The organism is Intestinicryptomonas porci (assembly GCF_033971905.1).
GTDB classification, from domain to species: domain Bacteria; phylum Verrucomicrobiota; class Verrucomicrobiia; order Opitutales; family Intestinicryptomonadaceae; genus Intestinicryptomonas; species Intestinicryptomonas porci.
Map to the genome: position 1 here is coordinate 253651 of NZ_JALBUT010000001.1, position 16208 is coordinate 269858.

Here is a 16208-nt window from a genome sequence, read left to right on the forward strand (position 1 = left end):
TAGCGAATACCTTTTCTTTTGAAATTCAGCATAGAATTTTATTTGATTGTTTCAAGCTAAAATAAAAAATAAATTTTTTTTGGAACTTTTATTTAAAATTCGTGTCAAAGATTTTCATACAGGTGGAATTATGGAAAATGCAGTCGATACAGGAAATTTGGCAACCCGTTTGAAAAATGGCGAGGAGGCTGCATTTGGTGATTTTGTCCGCACGCATTGGGACAAAGCCTTTTCCCGCGCTTACGGTCTCTTGAAAAACAGGGAAGACGCGGAAGAAGTTGCGCAGGACGCATTCATAAGGGCTCGCAACGGAATGGAAAAATTCAGGGGCGAATGCTCGCCTTCTACATGGCTTCACCGAATCGTCACCAATTTGGCGAGAAACAAATACTGGTACTGGTTCAGGCGCCGTCGTGGCGAATCTTTTTCGATAGATTCGCAAATATCCGAAGATTCCGAAACCACGTTTGCCGAAACTCTGGCTTGCGAAACGCTGAATCCGTCCGAAATGGCACTTGCAAATGAATTTGAAGAAATCTTGCCGCGTGCGATGGCAAGTCTTGACGAAAAATACGCGGTCGTTCTGCGCATGCGTTCTGAAATGGACATGTCTTACGAAGAAATAGCCGCGGAATTGAATCTTACTGTCGGAACGGTAAAAAGCAGGCTGTCGCGTGCCCGCGAGCAGTTGCGCGATATTTTAAGCGACAACATTTAAGGAGCGGAAATGGAAAAAGGAAACAAACAGGCTTTCAAAATTGGCGGCAAAGTGGTTTCTAAAAACCGTTTTGACGAACTCGTAAGCTCGTATCTTGATATGACAATCACAAAGGAAGAGCTGGATTTGCTTGCGAAACTTGTAAGCTCAAACGAGAGGGCGAAAAACGATTTTTCCAAGGCGCGCCGTATTCATCTTGCAACATGTAAAATGTTTGGAAAGCAAACCGTAAAACTTCCGCGCCTGCCTGTTTACACGATAAAAAAGAGAACACGCAAGCGCGCGGCGGCAGAATGGTCTGTGGTTGCCCTTTTGATGTTCACAACCGTCGTGACTTTTCGTTTTGCGCAGAGAGCCATGGACATGGAAGACGAGCCGGTAAACTCCATTGAAATTGCGTCCGTTCCCGATATAAGTTCTTTCTACGATTTTACTCTTGAAAATAATTTTGTGGCGCAAGGCGGAACTTGTTCGCTTTTCAGGGTAATCCCGAGAAAAAGAAAAGGCGAGTGAGCCTGAAAATCAAAACATAAATATTTTATGACCCCAAAATTTGTTTTACATGTTTTGGGTTTTTTTGTATGTAATATTAAATATATTATAAAAATGAAGTATATGATGAAGAAAATTTTATTGTCGTTAGTGTTAATGTGTGTGTCTTTGGCTTTAAACGCCAAAACCGTCAAGGCGGATATTGTTGTTTACGGAGGCACGTCTGCGGGAGTTGCCGCGGCGGTGCAGGCGGCGAGGGAAGGCAAGAGCGTCGTGCTTGTCGCTCCCGAAAACCATCTTGGGGCTATGTCGAGCGCGGGGCTGGGATTTACCGATTCTGGTAAAACCGCGACAATCGGGGGTGTCAGCAAGGAATTTTACCATAGAATTTGGCTTGAATACAAAAAGCCCGAAAGCTGGAAGTTCGGCAAAAAGCGCGAAAATTTCAAGGCGTCGGGGCAGGGAACCAAAGCAATGGACGACGAGCGCGAGCTTGCTTGGATTTTCGAACCGTCCGTCGCCGAGCGAGTTTATGACAACTGGCTTCAAGAGCTGAAAATCCCTGTATATAAAAACACTTACCTCGACCGCTCAAAAAAAGGCGTTCGCAAAAGCAAGGACGGCAAAATCGTTTCGTTTAAATCCTTGAAAGGCGATGTGTTTGCCGGCAAAGTCTTTATAGACGCCACATTTGAAGGCGACTTGATGGCGGCGGCGGGCTGTTCCTACACTGTCGGAAGAGAATCCAATTCAGTTTATAAAGAAAAATACAACGGCTCTCGGCTTGGCAAGTTCTCAGGGCATCGCCACCATTTCCAAAAGCAGGTTGACCCGTATGTCGAAAAGGGAAATCCGAAAAGCGGGCTTTTGAAGCACGTTTCGAGCGAACCCATTGCCCCGCTTGGAGAGGGCGACAACCGATTGCAGGCGTATTGCTTCAGAATGTGCCTTACCGATTTGCCCGAAAACCGCGTTCCCTTTCCCAAGCCCGAAAACTACAATGCCGACGATTACATATTGGCTCTGCGCTATTACGAAGCCGAAGGCAGGCGCGATTTTCTTAAAAACGACCGCATCATGAACGGAAAGACAGACACCAACAACCAGGGCGCATTTTCCACCGACTTTTTGGGTGGGAATTACGATTATCCCGAAGCCGACTACAAGACGCGCGAAAAGATAGTTAAATCCCACAAGGATTACCAGCTTGGTCTTTTGTACTTCCTTTCAAACGACGAGCGCGTGCCTGAAAAACTGCGCAAGGATATTTCAAGATGGGGCTTGGCAAAAGACGAATTTACCGACACGGGCAACTGGCCGTTTTATCTTTACATACGCGAAGCCCGCCGACTGATAGGCGAGTACGTCATGACAGAACACGACTGCACCGGCAGGGCGTCAACGCCAAAATCAATCGGCATGGGCTCATACACTCTCGACAGCCATAATACCGTTAGGTATGTCACTCCCGAAGGCTTTGTGCAAAACGAGGGCGATGTGGGAGCGGGCTGCAAGCCCTATAAAATCTCTTACGGCTCAATCGTTCCAAAAAAATCCGAATGTACCAATTTGATGGTGACAAACGCCTGCTCCGCTTCGCATATCGCATACGGCTCGATTAGAATGGAGCCCGTGTTTATGATATTGGGGCATTCTGCGGCAACTGCGGCATCGATGGCGATAGATAAAAATATACCTGTGCAGGATGTCGATTACGAACATCTTTCCGAAAAACTAAAAGCCGACGGGCAGATTTTATCGCTTTAAAGCGAATTTCAAACGCTTTATTTGTTGCAGCTTTGAACGTTTTTTTATAAAAAGGACAAGGAATTTTTCATTAAATGAAGCATTTGAGTTCAGAAGACATAATAGACTTGGAAATTTTCATAAGCCGCGATGAAAATTTGTCGGACGAGTTTAAAAGCGCGCGGGATTTCAAAATCTACTCTACGGCGTCGGATTTGGAAAAAAAAGACGAGATGTCGCTTTTAAGGCATTGGCTTTCCGCTATGCGCGAGGCTTCTTTGCATCGAAGTGCGGGAGCCAACGCGGTGTGGCTTTTCAGGATTGTTTCGGCAATTTTATTTTTTGCGGGACTGTTTGCCGTGGGAATGCCTCTTGCGGGTGCATTCTTTAACGGGGCTGATTTCGGCGGGGTGATAAACGTAAGCTTCTTTTTCATAACTTGCGTGCTTGTTCCGCTTCTTTTGCTGTTTAGCGCGTTTTTCTTTGCCCCGACATTCGGCAGGGTTGTGGACTTTTTTGTTTCATTTATCCTTTCAAGGTTTTTCAAAGACAAAGGGGGCTTGGGCGCGCTTTATGGAGCTAATAAAAAGTGGATTTTCTTGAAGGGGGCGATTGCCGCCCAGTTTTTAGGCTTGGGCGTTGCCTGCGGCATCTTTTTGATCCAGCTCTTCAAGCCGATGTTTAACGAATACGAATATGGCTGGCGCACGACAATGCCGCGCATTGTAACTTCCGAAAGAATGGGAAAGTTTGTAGGGGTTGTATCTTTGCCGTGGTCTGTTTTTGCGGGAGAGGGCACAGGCTATCCTTCTTTGGAGCAGATTGAGAAGTCCAAATTTTTGGCGGGAGAAGGCGCAAAACTGACATCGGAAAGCTGCGAGGCGTGGGCGATATTCTTCATAATGGCAAGCTTCTTTTACGGCGTGTTTTTGCGCGGCGCAATTTTGGCGTTCTTCTATTTCAAAATATCCCGCACTTTCGGCGTAAACCGAATAAGAAACGACCGCAAGATAAGCGACATCATACGGCGCATGGAATTTGCCTCTTGCGACAATTCCTTGAAGTTGTCGGGCTTGCCTTCCGAAGGCAAACCTTCCGTTTTGGTCTTGCTGCGTTCCGACTTGTCGGCTTTTTCGGACGTTATTTTAAATTCTGTAAAGGCTTCTTTAAACGAGCAGGGTGCGGAAATTGCGAGCTATTCTTTCGGCAGGGAAATTTTTTCGGAAGACTTTGAAAAGGCGATTGCGCCGAAGAAAAACATTGCATTGGTGCTTCTTTCCGACGATTACAACGAGGAGGTTTTTGAAAATATTGAAAATCTCGTAAACAAGTTTCCGGATAAATTCGTGAGCGTGCATCTTTTGGGCAGGCTTTCAAAAGCACAGGGAGTTTTCAGGGCGCCGGGGGCGGTTGAAAAATCCTGGTGGTCTCGAAAAATAAATTCCATTTCAAGCCGCAACATAAAACTTTTTTAGAGATGAAAAGCCTTTACAAAATCGTCATAGTCGGGCGTCCGAACGACGGCAAGAGCAGTATTTTTGCGAATTTTTTGGGAGACGACGAGGTTGCGGTTTCGCCGATTCCGGGCGAGACAAAGCATATGCAGCCTCGCGAAATCAATTTGGGCAAGTGCAACGTCGAGGTTATAGACACTCCCGGGCTTCAACATCCCGAAACGGTGTTTTTCAGCTTTAAAGACTATGTGGCGGCGGGGCGCAACCCCGCGAACGCCTTTGTCGAGGAGTTTAAGGATCCGCGCTATGCTCATGATGTCGAGATAATGAAGGCGCTTTCCGATGCCGACATTTGCATGCTTGTGGTCAATGCGGATAATTTTGTAGGTCATACGCAAAAATGCCTGCTTGACACTTTTTCCATGCTGGGTTCGGGTGTTGCCGTTTTGGGGCTTGTAAACAGAAAGGACGACGATTTTATCGGAGAATGGCGCGATAATTTTGCAATCCGCGCGATGGAGTGTTTTGAATTTGACGCCTTCAAGACAAAGTTTTCGGATTGCGCGAGGTTGTTTGACGAAATTTGCTCCGCTTCGTCATTGCGCGTCCGCTCTGACTTGGGCGAAGTTTTGCGCGCCTTGAAAGCCAACAGAACTTCTCTTTGGCGCAGCAACATAGACGCGGCGGCGGGGGAAATTTTGAACTCTTTGAAAGACTTGATGAATTTGCGCTCCTCATTGAAAATGTCGAATTTTTCGATTTCAAAAGATGAGTCTTCGCGTTTGCATGGCGATTTTTCTTCGATGGTTTCCGCGTTTGTGTCGGGGTTTAGGCGCGAAGTTTTGCGCAGGTTCAGATATTCGGGCATAAGGGTAAATGCGCCCGATTTCAAACTGTCGGATTCTCAGATGCGCATAATTTTGCCGAATGTAATCCGCAGGCTTTGGGGCAAGATGCCTTTTGCGAAGAAGCCCGACGCCCTTTGCGCGGCAAATCCGAATTCCGATCTTCCCGAAATTTTTGCAAGGGACGCCGTGTTTTTTGTTTCTTCAATCGCGTCGTTTTCCTACGCGAAATCGGCGACAAAAGAATTTGAAATCGACTTGTCAAAACGCGGCTTTGCGCCTGTTTTCATAAATTCCGAAAAGCTTGCGCGGTTTTCAATACGCGCCGCGAACGGAGATGAGAGCGATTCATTTTTTGCCATGCAGAACGCGCTTAGGGAAGAATTGGCGGACGTCATTATGCAGTCTGCCAAGTAGGGCTATCTGCTTTCTATGAAAATTTCTGCTTCGCGCAGGTCTTTAAATATGTTTGCTCCGGGGCATAAGCTTTCGAGGCTTTCAAAAGAATTTCCGCCTGTCGCGACAAGTATAGGCATAAGACCGCAGGCTTTCGCCGCTTTGTAATCGTATGGGGAATCGCCGACGACTGCGCTTGTTTCAAAGTCTGCGTTCATTTTTTCAAGCGCAAGCAAAGTAAATTCTTTTTCCGGCTTTCGCGCTCCGTGCAAATCGGTCCCTATTATCTTTTCAAAAAAGCGGCTCAAATTCAGAAACTCGATTATGTTTTCCGCGGATTTTTGGGATTTATTCGTAAAAAGCGCAGATTTTATTCCGCGGGATTTCAAGCCTTGCAAGATTTCCCGCGCATGGGGCATTTCTTTCAAGCCGAGAAGTTCGTAGTCTTTGATATGCTCCATATAAGTTTTTGCGGCTTGTGGAGCGAGATTTTTTCCAATCAGCTTTTCAAAAGTGATTAGGATGGAGCCTCCGACGGTATGCTTTACCTTTTCAAGCGTTGGCGGAGTTATGCCCATTGGTTCAAGTGAGACGGAGATACACTTTGTAATCGCTTCGTAGTTATCGACAAGCGTTCCGTCAAGGTCAAAGAAAACGGTTTCGATTTTTCGCATGGATTATTTTTGTTCTTTTTCGGAAACTTCGACCTTGATTTTATACCTGCTTTGCTTTTGCGAACCGTCTTTGGGCGCAAACATGCCTTGTGAGTTTAGTATGACTTCCTTCTCCGCGATTTTTATTTTGCGTTCGGGGGCGGTCTGCGCGGGGCGGGCGTTTTGTTTTTCGCCTATTACTTGTGCGGGGAGCATTTTTGCATTCGGCGGAGGGGTTGATGTTTTTTTTGCTTCCGCCAAATCCATTGCCTTGCTGCTTTTTATTGCGCCGACATTTATATCCTTTGTGAACGCAACAGTAGGACGCTCTATTTTTTTTGTTCCGAAAAGAAAGTCTTTTATCGAGTTTGTTTTTACGTCGGAAAGCCCGAGCTGGTCGCCCGCTTGCGAGGTTGGCATTCCCGGGTCTGACGAGCGCGAGGAACGGAACATGTATTTATTTATGTCCTGCATTGATTTCTCGCTTACTTTTTCTAAAAATTCCTGCATTTCCCCGTCTCGATAGTGGCGTTTTGAAAAGTCTATGCTGCCTTCGTATATTCGGGACAAATTTTTGTCGGAATTTTTTATTACATTGAGTTCGGGTATGTCAAAATTGCCCTCAAAACGGTTTAGTTCGGGCGCAGAAAAGCCCTTTTGATAGCGGTCGTTTTTTTTGCCCGACATCGTTTCCGCGAGCGCGCCGCTTTTTAAGTTGGAATTTTTCTCCTGCAAGACTTTTGCGCCTGCTCCGTCGTCTTTGGGTTGGAATGTTTTTGGCGAAAATTGCTTTTCCCTCAGTCTGCTTTTTTCATCTTGAAAGCGGCTTTCCTTTTTTTCCATTTCGGAACGTTCGAGGGTTATGTTGCCCTCGGTGAAATCATTGTGCTGTTGCGCAAAAGACTTCGACGATGCCGTTATGACGGCAAGCGCGGCGATAAAAACGGCTTTTGCGCAGAATTTCATTTATATATCCACTCCCAGAATTTCCAAAATCCTTTGCAGATCTTCGTTGCCGAAGTATTCAATGATTATCTTACCCTTTTTTGGAGTATGTTTCAATTCGACTGCGGCGTTCAAACGCTCTGAAATCTTTTTCTGGACATCGCGCACCACCGCGCTTTGAGCGGCTTGGGAGCGGGCAGTGCCGTTTGTACTGCGGTCGCGCTCATTCTTTATGCGGTTTACCGCTTCTTCCGCCATTCTGACGTTTAACTGACCTTCGACGATTTTGCGGGCAAGGAGTATCTGCTGAGTTTTGTCATTTAAAGAAAGCAAAACTTTTGCGTGCCCGTGCGAGAGGTTGCCTGTTGCGATAAGCCCCTGGACTTCTTTTGGTAAAGTCAAAAGGCGCAAGGAATTTGCGATAGTGGAGCGCGGTCTGCCGAGCCTGTTTGCCGCCGCTTCCTGCGTAATGTTGAAGTTTGCGATTAAAGCCGCTATGCCTTGCGCTTCTTCCATTGGGTTTAGGTTGGAACGCTGCAAATTTTCTATCAAACCTTTTACTGCGGCAGAAGCGTTGCTTGCGGTTTGCACGCAGGAGGCGATGCGCTTTAAGCCGAGCTTTTGGCATGCCCTCAAACGCCTTTCGCCCGCAATCAGCTCAAAGGTCCCGTTTTGAAGCTTGCGCACTATAATCGGCTGCAGCAAGCCTTCCGAAGCTATTGAATCCGCAAGCTGCGCGATTTCATCTTCCGAAAATTCCTTTCGCGCTTGGTAGGGGCTTACGGAAATTTTTTCGATTAAGATTTCGCTGAAAAGCCCCATGGGGGTTTGAGCCGATTTTTCCGCCGAAGACGTTTCGCTTTTTGTGTCGGCTTTTGCGGCAGGTTTTAAGGGCGCGTTTTTTTGGGTTGGAACGGATTTTTTAATGCCTCCGCTTATGATTGAGTCAAGCCCCCTGCCGAGTGATTTGTGTTCTTTTGCCATATTATTCCTTTGTGGGAACGAAAATAGTTTGACCTACGACCAATCCGCGGTTTGCGTCTGCAATGCGGTTTGCGTCCTGAATCCATTTTACGGTTGAGCCGTATTTGCGGGCTATTTTGCTTAGCGTATCGCCGCGCACAACCGTGTGGGTGACTCCCATTTTCGGATAGTTTTCCGAAAAGTTTGTTTGAACCTGCCCTTGCGGCTTTGCTCCGATTGCCTTTGCAAGCTTTTCCAGGTTCGCGTTGGTTTGGCTTGCGAGCGAATCAAGCTCCTTGCGCACAATCGCGAGCGTTTCGCTTTGGCTTTTGGCTACGGATGAGTTTATTTCAGCCCTCAAAGATGCCGTTGCCGCATTCATTCCCTCGTTTGAAGTCGCGGCGTTTTGCGCGTCTTTCAAGGCTTTTTTTAGCGATTCGTTTTCGGCGGAAAGGCGTTCTATTTCAAGGCTCAGCTTGCCGACTTCGCGCTTGATTAGCTCCAGGTCCTGCAAGATGTCGGCAAGCACGGAGCTTTGTGCTGAGGCGCAGGCGGAAACTGTTGCGACTATAAATATTGTAAAAAATTTTTTCATTGCTCTGCTATTTTTGAAAGTTCCTTTAAGTTTAGTTTGCCCGACGGCAGAAGCGGTATGCGGTCGGTTTTTACTATGTGTTTTGGCGTCCAAAGATTTGAAATCCCTTCCGCTTTCAGGGCTTCTTTTACTTGGCGGTGGTCTATGTCAACGGTCGTGACTAGCACCAGTGCTTCTCCTTTGCCTTCGTCTAATTTAGATGATATTGCAATCAGCGGAATATCGCTTTTATCGAAGCCAAGCGCGTTTGAGAGCGCGCTTTCAACAGTTGCGTGAGGCACCATTTCCCCGCCTATCTTTGAAAATCTCGAAAGCCTGCCGTCGATGAACAAAAATCCGTCTTTGTCAATCCGCGCCAAGTCTCCCGTCACAATCCAGCCGTCATTCAGGGTGTTTTTTGTGGCTTCGGGGTTGTTGAGGTAGCCCGCAAAGACGTTTGCGCCCTGCAATGCCAATAGACCGCGTTCTCCGAACGGTAGGGGTTTTAGGGTTGATGCGTCTAAAATTTTCGCCCTCATACCGGGGAAAAGCTTGCCTATCGATCCTTTGCGTGTGCCTGTCGAATACCAGCCGTAATCAACATCGGGCATATTTACGCCGACTACGGGAGATGTTTCGGTAAGACCGTAGCCTTCTTTGTAGGAATTGGGCGAAAAGCGTGAATTCCAAAGTTCCTCAAAGCCGTCGGGAGTTTTTTCTGCCCCCGCTATTGCCATGCGCAGACTTTGCATATCTTCTTTTTCTGCATGGCGTATGTAGGCGCGGTAAAAGGTCGGGCTTCCGAGCATTACATTCGGGCGGTATTGGCGGATTGCCCGCAAATTCGCCTTTATGTCTATCGGGCTTGCCAAAAGAAGGGATTTAACCCCGTTTATCGCGAGTGCCCAAATTTCAAAGAGAAGCCCGAAAGAGTGGAAAACAGGCAGGTTCGCAAGCAGAATGTCGCCTTCTGAAAATACGTTTGAAAGCCTTGTTTGGAGGCAGTTTGCGATTATGTTGCGCTCCGTTAAAATTGCGGCTTTTGGCGCGCCTTCGCTCCCGCTTGTAAAGACGAGAGTTGCCTCTTTTTCGTTTTTTGAAAATTTTTCAATGCCGAAATGCTCCAATATTTTTTCAAGACCGACTGAAATGTCGAAAGGCTTTGTTTCCGACACCGTTTTTGCGATGTCGATAAAATTTTCCGCCCACGGGAAGTTTTGGTTTGCGTCCGAAATTTTTTTGCGCATTGCCTCTGACGACACAACGTCTTTAATATCTGCCGTTTTCAGGCAACTTTCAGCCGCGGCTCTTCCCATGGTGAAATTCAAATTTACGGGCGTTTTTCCCGCAAATATGCATGCGTAGTTTGCTATTGCCGCGTATGCGCACGGAGGCATCGCAATGCCTATCCGCTTGTTCTTCGTTTTTTCTTTCAAAACTTTTGAAACGGCGAGCGAATATGCAAGCAATGTGGCGGCGCTGTAAGTTTTGTCTCCGCCTGTAAAATCGATTAAAATATCTTTTTCCCTGTTTATGAAAAGCCCCTTTGCGATGGCGTGGGCAAGAGTTTGCCTTAGCTCTTCCAAGCCCTCGAATTTGGCGTATCCCATATCGTAAACATAATCTTGCATCTTGCTTTTCAGTTTTAGGATTTTTTATGCAAAGTCAACATCTCTGTAAAAATAAAAGGCGCGCTAATGCGGCAAAAAAAAACGCGGCAGTTGCAAGCCGCGCTTTTCAAATTCAAGGCAAAAAATTCTCCTATTTTTGCATTCGCGGGAACAAAATTTCCTGCGGCGACAATTTTGAGCCCTGTAAGGAATTTCCCCACTCCAGCTCTCCATCGAATTTTTCCACGGCGTTTTTGCCGAGCAGGTTTAAGATTTTTTCGCTTATCTGCGGCATTACGGGCGCGAGAATTACGGCAGAGAGACGCAAGCCTTCCGCCATGTACGCCAAAGAGGTTTGAAGGCGGAGCTTGTCCTGCGCGTCTTCGCTCTTTGCGAGCTTCCAAGGCGCGCGTTGTTCTGCATAGCGGTTGATTGAGCGTATGAAAGCGAACGTTTTGTCAAGCGATGTGTGAAACTGCATCCCCTCATACATTTCCATTGCGGATTTTGAAGTTTCCGCCCAGGCGTCGCGCAATGTTTTTTCAGGCTCTTCGTCTATTTGCGACTGCGGGACAATCCCTTCGCAGTAGCGGTGCGACATATTGAGGGTGCGGCTTACGAGGTTGCCCAAGTCGTTGCCCAAATCGCTTGTGTATCTTGTTAGGAACTGGTCTGCCGAAAAGTCGCTGTCTTGACCTACATTCATTTCCCTCATCAAGAAGTAGCGGAAAGGATCGGTGCCGAATTGCGCGACCAAATCGAGGGGGTTTACAATGTTGCCGAGGCTCTTTGACATTTTTTCGCCGGATGAAAGCCACCAGCCGTGAACCAAAAGCGACTGCGGGATTTCTATATCGAGGGCTTTCAGCATTATGGGCCAGTAAACCGAGTGCGGCGGCACAAGTATGTCTTTGCCGATTACATGGAAGTTTGCGGGCCAGTTTTTTGCGAAATCGTCTGTTCCGTAGCCGACTGCCGAAATATAGTTTACGAGGGCGTCGAACCAGACGTATGTGACATAATCTTCGTCAAAGGGCAGGGGAATGCCCCATTCCAAGCGTTCTTTGGGGCGCGATATGCAAAGGTCGTTGAGCGGCTCTTTCAAAAATTCCAAGACCTGCTTTGCGCGGAAGCGCGGGAATATGAAATCTTCATGCCCTTTTATGTATTCAACGAGCCAATCCTGGTATTTGCCGATTTTAAAAAAGTAGTTTGATTCCGTGATTTCAACAACGTCCCCGAAAATTTCGGGCCATGTGCCGTCTTCGTTTTTGTCCTTTTCAAGCAAGAACTGCTCCTGCCTTGCGGAGTAGAAGCCCTTGTATTCCGCCTTGTATATTTCACCCTTGTCGAACAATTTTTGAAGCAGGGCCCTTACGACTTTTTTGTGGCGTTCTTCTGTTGTACGTATGTAGTCGTCGTTTGAAATGTTCAGGATTTTGCACAAATCGTGGAATTTTTCGGCTTGCTGGTTGCAAAACTCTATTGGTTCGATTCCTGCTTTGCGCGCGCTTTGCTGAACCTTTTGCCCATGCTCGTCAAGCCCTGTCAAAAAGTGGACGCTTTCGCCGCGCAGTCTTTTGTAGCGCGCAATCACGTCGGTTAGCACCTTTTCATATGCGTGCCCGAGGTGGGGGGAGCCGTTCGCATAATCTATTGCCGTTGTGATGTAAAAGTTTTTCATCTTGTGTGATATTTTTACAAATAGCTTAAAATGTCAATTTGCTTTAAAAAATTTTTAATTTTGCAAAACAGGCTGTCCCTTTGCGATTTTTGGACCCGCAAAGAGCATTGACGGATTTTGCAGGGCTTCGAGAATGTTCATTGAGTGCGCCCCGATTTTTTCGCATTGTCCGAGAATTTCTATAAACAGAATGCCGCCCCTTGCGCTCGCTGCCCCAAGCTCGATTTCGGCAATGACTTCCTTGCGGATTGACTTTCGGATTTTGTCGAGCATCGTGCGTGTTTTTATCGCGTTTTCCAAGTCTTCAGAAGTTATGTTTTGCTGCAAGAGCATTCGGTGGGCGAAGAGCAGGAACTTGTCGATTTCCTCGCAAAACTGCACGAATGCGGGCGATTGAAGCATATGGTCTTTGAACTGCTTGCGATAGCGTTTTCTCGCAAGCGTGATCAGGCGGTAGCAACAGTCGCTCATGTCTTCAAGCTCCGCAATGATTACCATGTTTTTTACGACTGTGTTTGTGCTTTGCTCGCTTAATTCGTGCGACGTGCATTGTATGAAGAAATTTGTGAGAGCGTAGGCGAGTTTGTCGCAGTCTTCCTCGATTTTGCGCAGTTCGTTTATCTGATCGCTCAAATCCTCATCGGGCTTTTGGAATATGTCGGTAAAGCCGTTAAACATTTTTGTGGACATTTCGGCGAGCTTTACGACTTCCTTTTGACCTTCAAAGAGGCAGAGTTCCCCCATTTCGTTGAAATGGTTTGAAAGATATTCGAGGTGTTCGTACGGAGTTGAGCTTTTTTCGTTCGGCTTGCTTTTTATTATGTAGCACACAAGCCTTTCAAGCTGGGGAACAAACCCCACCAAAACAAGTATGTTTATTGCGTTAAACATCGTGTGGAATAGGGCAAGCTTTTCAGTAAGCCCCGTAATCCTCAAAACTTCGACATTCCCCACGGCTTCCGCCGCCGCGCGGGAAGAGGAAAACCATCCGTTTACGATGTCGTTTACCATTCCCGTGAAGGGAGTAAATACAAAGAGCATCCAAATAACGCCGATTATGTTGAAGCACATGTGCGCGAATGCCGCGCGTTTGGCGTTTGTGTTTCCGCCCATCGAAGCCAAAATCGCGGTTGTTGTCGTCCCGATGTTTTCCCCGAGGACGATTGCGGCGGCGAGGTCGAAGTCAATCCAACCTTTCATTACCATGGTCATTGTGATTGCCATTGCAACCGCGGAAGCCTGCACAACAAGGGTTAGAATAACTCCGAAAAGCAGGAATATCAAAATTGAAAGAAAGCCGAGGTGGGAGTAGGATTTTATGAACTCCAGCATTTCGGGGTGCGCGTTTATATCGGGAACAGAGTCCTTCAAATACGACATCGCCATGAAAAGAAGCCCGAAGCCGACCAAAAACTCGCCGAAAGTTTTAATATTCTGCTTTTTTGCGGCGAAAACAACTATCATTCCAATGCCCACGATTGGCAGGGCTATCGAACTCAGGGAAAATGTAAACGCGAAATACGCGATAATCCACGCGGTGACTGTTGTGCCGAGGTTCGCGCCCATTATGACGCCGATTGCCTCGCGCAGCTTCAAAAGCCCCGCGTTGACAAAACTCACAACCATCACTGTCGTGGCTGACGAAGATTGAACCGCGGTTGTTACAAGAAGTCCCGAAAAAATGCCCTTGAAGCGGTTGCCGGTCATTGTGCGCATTATTGAGCGCAATCTTTCGCCGGCAATTTTTTGGAGGCTGTCGCTCATGAGCCTCATCCCGAAAAGAAACAGGCCAAGGCTGCCTATTATTTGAAATACTGTCTCCATCTTTATTGTGTTGTTAAAAAAATATTTGGGGCATCTTAAAGAATTGCCGGCGTTTGTAAATTTAAAAAGACCGTCGATTTTGCAAAATCGCGCAATTTGCTATTTTTCGTAAATCGTGGGGTCTTTTACTCCCGCGTCTGAAAACGCCTGCCTGCGTTCAAGGCACGTCGAACATTTGCCGCAGTGCAAGCTTCCGCCCTTGTAGCACGACCATGTGTCGGAAAAATCGACCCCCAGCTCCATTCCAAGCTTTACGATTTGGGACTTGTCGATATTTATGAACGGGCGCAAAAGCTCGATTTTGCGAGTGTCGGCTCTTCGTATGGCTTCCGCCATCGCGTCTGCAAATTCCGTGGTACAGTCGGGGTATAGAGCATGGTCGCCACTGTGGGCGGCATAGGCTATGCTGTCGCAACCGAGAGCCATAGCCCTTGCGGCGGCAATCGAAAGCATAATCATGTTTCTGTTTGGAACGACCGTCAAAGCTATGTTGCCGTTTGCGTATTCCCCATTCGGGACGTTCACTGATTTGTTTGTGAGCGCGCTGTCCCCGAAAATTGGATTTAAATTCGACAAGTCAACCAACTTGAAATTTACCCCAAGTTTTTGGCAGTTCTTCTTTGCAAATTCAAGCTCCTTTGAATGCCTTTGCCCATAGTTTATTGAAATGGCTTCAACGAGGGAATTTTCCCTCGCAAGCTTATAGAGGAGAACAGTGGAATCCAGACCGCCCGAATAAATTATGACACTTTTCATAAATAATACAAAAGATTGCAGATTTTATTCGGAGCTTCAACAATTTTTACAATCAAATTTACGCGGAAGCTTGGTTCGCTTTACCCCATAAAAGAAACACACAATCAAAACAACAAATGCCATTTCCCTTCAAGAGGGAATATTTTTCAGGGGGCGCAATTCTCAAAAAGGAAAGTACCAGAGTAAGCCCAAATAAACACTGCGTTCCCCCCCCTAAAAGGGAACGCCCCAGAGTAAACTCAATGGGGCGTTCTTTTATATATGATGGGGGGAGGAAATTTTTTATTATGCTTATTATAATCGCCTGATTTTTTAAAAAATCAAGAATAAAATTAAAAAATTTTCATTTTTATTCCGATGGAGACGAAATTTGCGGTTTTTCAGGGGGAGAAACGTGATTTTTTTCTCCGAACAAAGGCTGTATGTACTTTTCGGAAGCCAAGTCCCAAAAAACTTTCACAAACGCGGTAAGCGGAATTGCAAGGAGCATTCCCATAATGCCGCCGAGCGCGGTTCCCCAAAAGAATACCGAAAATATAATCAGCATCGGGCTTAATTTCGTGCGTTCGCCCATAATCCAAGGGGTCAGAATGTAGGCGTTTATAAGCTCTGTTATTACGAAAACCATAATCGTTGCGCAAAACAAAACGAAGCCTCCGCCGTCTTGGAAATACGATACAGGAAGCATCGCACTCAATCCTATTATCGAGCCGAGATATGGTATGATGTTTATGCAACCCGTGGTGAATCCTATGATAAACCCGAATTTTACGCCCGCAAGCATAAGTCCGAACCCCAGCAAAAGCCCCGTCAAGATTGCGATTAGTATTTGCCCGCGGAAGAATGTTATTATGATTTCCCCGAATTTGCTTACAAGAAAAATCAAGTCTTCCCTGACTTCGGGCTTCAAAAACGAAAGCTTTTTTTCGAGGTTTAAAGACGACATTTTGCTCTGCTCCGATATGAGCATGAAAAACAGGTAAATCGGAATGACCGCAAAAGCCGCAATCGCGCTTGAAACTGATATTATTACCGAACAGGCGGCTTGCACGCTTTTTAGCGATTTTGAAAGAATTGAAGATAAGTTTTCAGTCAAGTCCGCCGAAGATCCCGCAGTTTTGAAAGACTCTGAAATAGCATTTATCTTTTCAGACAGCATGGGATAGTCTTGCCTTATGTGCTCCATCAGGGTTTGAAGCCCCGAAGGAAGCGTCTGGACGAGAGCGATTATCTGCGAAATCGCCTTCGGCAGGACAATTACTCCGATTATCGTTATAACCAAAATCAAAACCGCAAACGTGGCGATGCACGCATACGTTCTGGACATCCTAAGCTTATTTGACAAAAGGTCTATAATAGGCTTTATTATGACCGATAAAATGGCGGAAATTGCAAGAGGCGCAAAAACAAGGATATATTTGTTTAAAAAGCTTCCGAAAATTTTTATTGAAAAGACTATGAATGCAAGCACTATGCAAACTGACATGCAGGTAATCGCATAGGTTGCCCATTTCTTTTGAGCGGGTGATAATTCCAAATCCAACATAT

General features: G+C 46.5%; 14 protein-coding genes. 5 read left to right on the forward strand and 9 right to left on the reverse strand.

The features are described 5' to 3' along the window. Positions 1-130: 130 nt before the first annotated feature. From MOX91_RS01205 to MOX91_RS01225, 5 genes are all read left to right on the forward strand, one after another. Complete coding sequence (locus tag MOX91_RS01205) at positions 131-718, forward strand: RNA polymerase sigma factor (protein WP_370396251.1); 588 nt, start codon at positions 131-133, stop codon at positions 716-718. A gap of 9 nt (positions 719-727) precedes the next feature. Continuing rightward, positions 728-1231 carry a hypothetical protein gene (locus MOX91_RS01210; protein ID WP_370396252.1) on the forward strand — a complete coding sequence of 168 codons (504 nt, stop codon included), beginning with the start codon at positions 728-730 and terminating at the stop codon, positions 1229-1231. 102 nt (positions 1232-1333) lie between these two features. Then, positions 1334-2977, forward strand: a complete 1644-nt coding sequence (locus MOX91_RS01215) for an FAD-dependent oxidoreductase (RefSeq protein ID WP_370396253.1) — start codon at positions 1334-1336, stop codon at positions 2975-2977. A 74-nt stretch (positions 2978-3051) separates the two neighbouring features. Continuing rightward, a complete protein-coding gene (locus tag MOX91_RS01220; RefSeq protein ID WP_370396254.1) occupies positions 3052-4431 on the forward strand; it encodes a DUF2868 domain-containing protein in 1380 nt (459 codons plus the stop codon). A 2-nt stretch (positions 4432-4433) separates the two neighbouring features. Next, positions 4434-5672, forward strand: coding sequence for a GTPase domain-containing protein (locus MOX91_RS01225; protein ID WP_370396255.1), 1239 nt, complete (start codon positions 4434-4436; stop codon positions 5670-5672). A 2-nt stretch (positions 5673-5674) separates the two neighbouring features. On the opposite strand, the gene MOX91_RS01230 is transcribed toward MOX91_RS01225, so the two are convergent. The 9 genes from MOX91_RS01230 to MOX91_RS01270 form a co-directional block, all read right to left on the reverse strand. After that, positions 5675-6325, reverse strand: a complete 651-nt coding sequence (locus tag MOX91_RS01230; RefSeq protein ID WP_370396256.1) for an HAD family hydrolase — start codon at positions 6323-6325, stop codon at positions 5675-5677. A gap of 3 nt (positions 6326-6328) precedes the next feature. Beyond that, a complete protein-coding gene (locus MOX91_RS01235) occupies positions 6329-7270 on the reverse strand; it encodes a hypothetical protein (protein WP_370396257.1) in 942 nt (313 codons plus the stop codon). Then, positions 7271-8233, reverse strand: coding sequence for a ParB/RepB/Spo0J family partition protein (locus MOX91_RS01240; protein WP_370396258.1), 963 nt, complete (start codon positions 8231-8233; stop codon positions 7271-7273). A gap of 1 nt (position 8234) precedes the next feature. Then, positions 8235-8807, reverse strand: coding sequence for a LysM peptidoglycan-binding domain-containing protein (locus MOX91_RS01245; RefSeq protein WP_370396259.1), 573 nt, complete (start codon positions 8805-8807; stop codon positions 8235-8237). Continuing rightward, positions 8804-10417, reverse strand: a complete 1614-nt coding sequence (locus MOX91_RS01250) for an AMP-binding protein (RefSeq protein ID WP_370396260.1) — start codon at positions 10415-10417, stop codon at positions 8804-8806. The genes MOX91_RS01245 and MOX91_RS01250 overlap by 4 nt, the downstream gene beginning before the upstream one ends. Before the next feature lie 130 nt (positions 10418-10547). Continuing rightward, on the reverse strand, positions 10548-12092 hold the full coding sequence (metG, locus tag MOX91_RS01255; protein ID WP_370396362.1) for a methionine--tRNA ligase: 1545 nt from the start codon (positions 12090-12092) through the stop codon (positions 10548-10550). Positions 12093-12134: 42 nt separating this feature from the next. Then, positions 12135-13904, reverse strand: coding sequence for a Na/Pi cotransporter family protein (locus tag MOX91_RS01260; RefSeq protein ID WP_370396261.1), 1770 nt, complete (start codon positions 13902-13904; stop codon positions 12135-12137). A gap of 99 nt (positions 13905-14003) precedes the next feature. Next, complete coding sequence (gene queC, locus MOX91_RS01265; RefSeq protein ID WP_370396262.1) at positions 14004-14660, reverse strand: 7-cyano-7-deazaguanine synthase QueC; 657 nt, start codon at positions 14658-14660, stop codon at positions 14004-14006. Between the two features lie 349 nt (positions 14661-15009). Beyond that, complete coding sequence (locus MOX91_RS01270; RefSeq protein WP_370396263.1) at positions 15010-16206, reverse strand: AI-2E family transporter; 1197 nt, start codon at positions 16204-16206, stop codon at positions 15010-15012. Positions 16207-16208: the final 2 nt, after the last annotated feature.

Coding starts and splice junctions, on each gene's coding strand:
- MOX91_RS01225 (WP_370396255.1), top strand. CDS start 4,434: ATGAAAAGCCTTTACAAAATCGTCATAGTCGGGCGTCCGAACGACGGC.
- MOX91_RS01205 (WP_370396251.1), top strand. CDS start 131: ATGGAAAATGCAGTCGATACAGGAAATTTGGCAACCCGTTTGAAAAAT.
- queC (WP_370396262.1), bottom strand. CDS start 14,660: ATGAAAAGTGTCATAATTTATTCGGGCGGTCTGGATTCCACTGTTCTC.
- MOX91_RS01215 (WP_370396253.1), top strand. CDS start 1,334: ATGATGAAGAAAATTTTATTGTCGTTAGTGTTAATGTGTGTGTCTTTG.
- MOX91_RS01240 (WP_370396258.1), bottom strand. CDS start 8,233: ATGGCAAAAGAACACAAATCACTCGGCAGGGGGCTTGACTCAATCATA.
- MOX91_RS01270 (WP_370396263.1), bottom strand. CDS start 16,206: ATGTTGGATTTGGAATTATCACCCGCTCAAAAGAAATGGGCAACCTAT.
- MOX91_RS01220 (WP_370396254.1), top strand. CDS start 3,052: ATGAAGCATTTGAGTTCAGAAGACATAATAGACTTGGAAATTTTCATA.
- MOX91_RS01260 (WP_370396261.1), bottom strand. CDS start 13,904: ATGGAGACAGTATTTCAAATAATAGGCAGCCTTGGCCTGTTTCTTTTC.
- MOX91_RS01250 (WP_370396260.1), bottom strand. CDS start 10,417: ATGCAAGATTATGTTTACGATATGGGATACGCCAAATTCGAGGGCTTG.
- MOX91_RS01235 (WP_370396257.1), bottom strand. CDS start 7,270: ATGAAATTCTGCGCAAAAGCCGTTTTTATCGCCGCGCTTGCCGTCATA.
- MOX91_RS01210 (WP_370396252.1), top strand. CDS start 728: ATGGAAAAAGGAAACAAACAGGCTTTCAAAATTGGCGGCAAAGTGGTT.
- MOX91_RS01245 (WP_370396259.1), bottom strand. CDS start 8,807: ATGAAAAAATTTTTTACAATATTTATAGTCGCAACAGTTTCCGCCTGC.
- MOX91_RS01230 (WP_370396256.1), bottom strand. CDS start 6,325: ATGCGAAAAATCGAAACCGTTTTCTTTGACCTTGACGGAACGCTTGTC.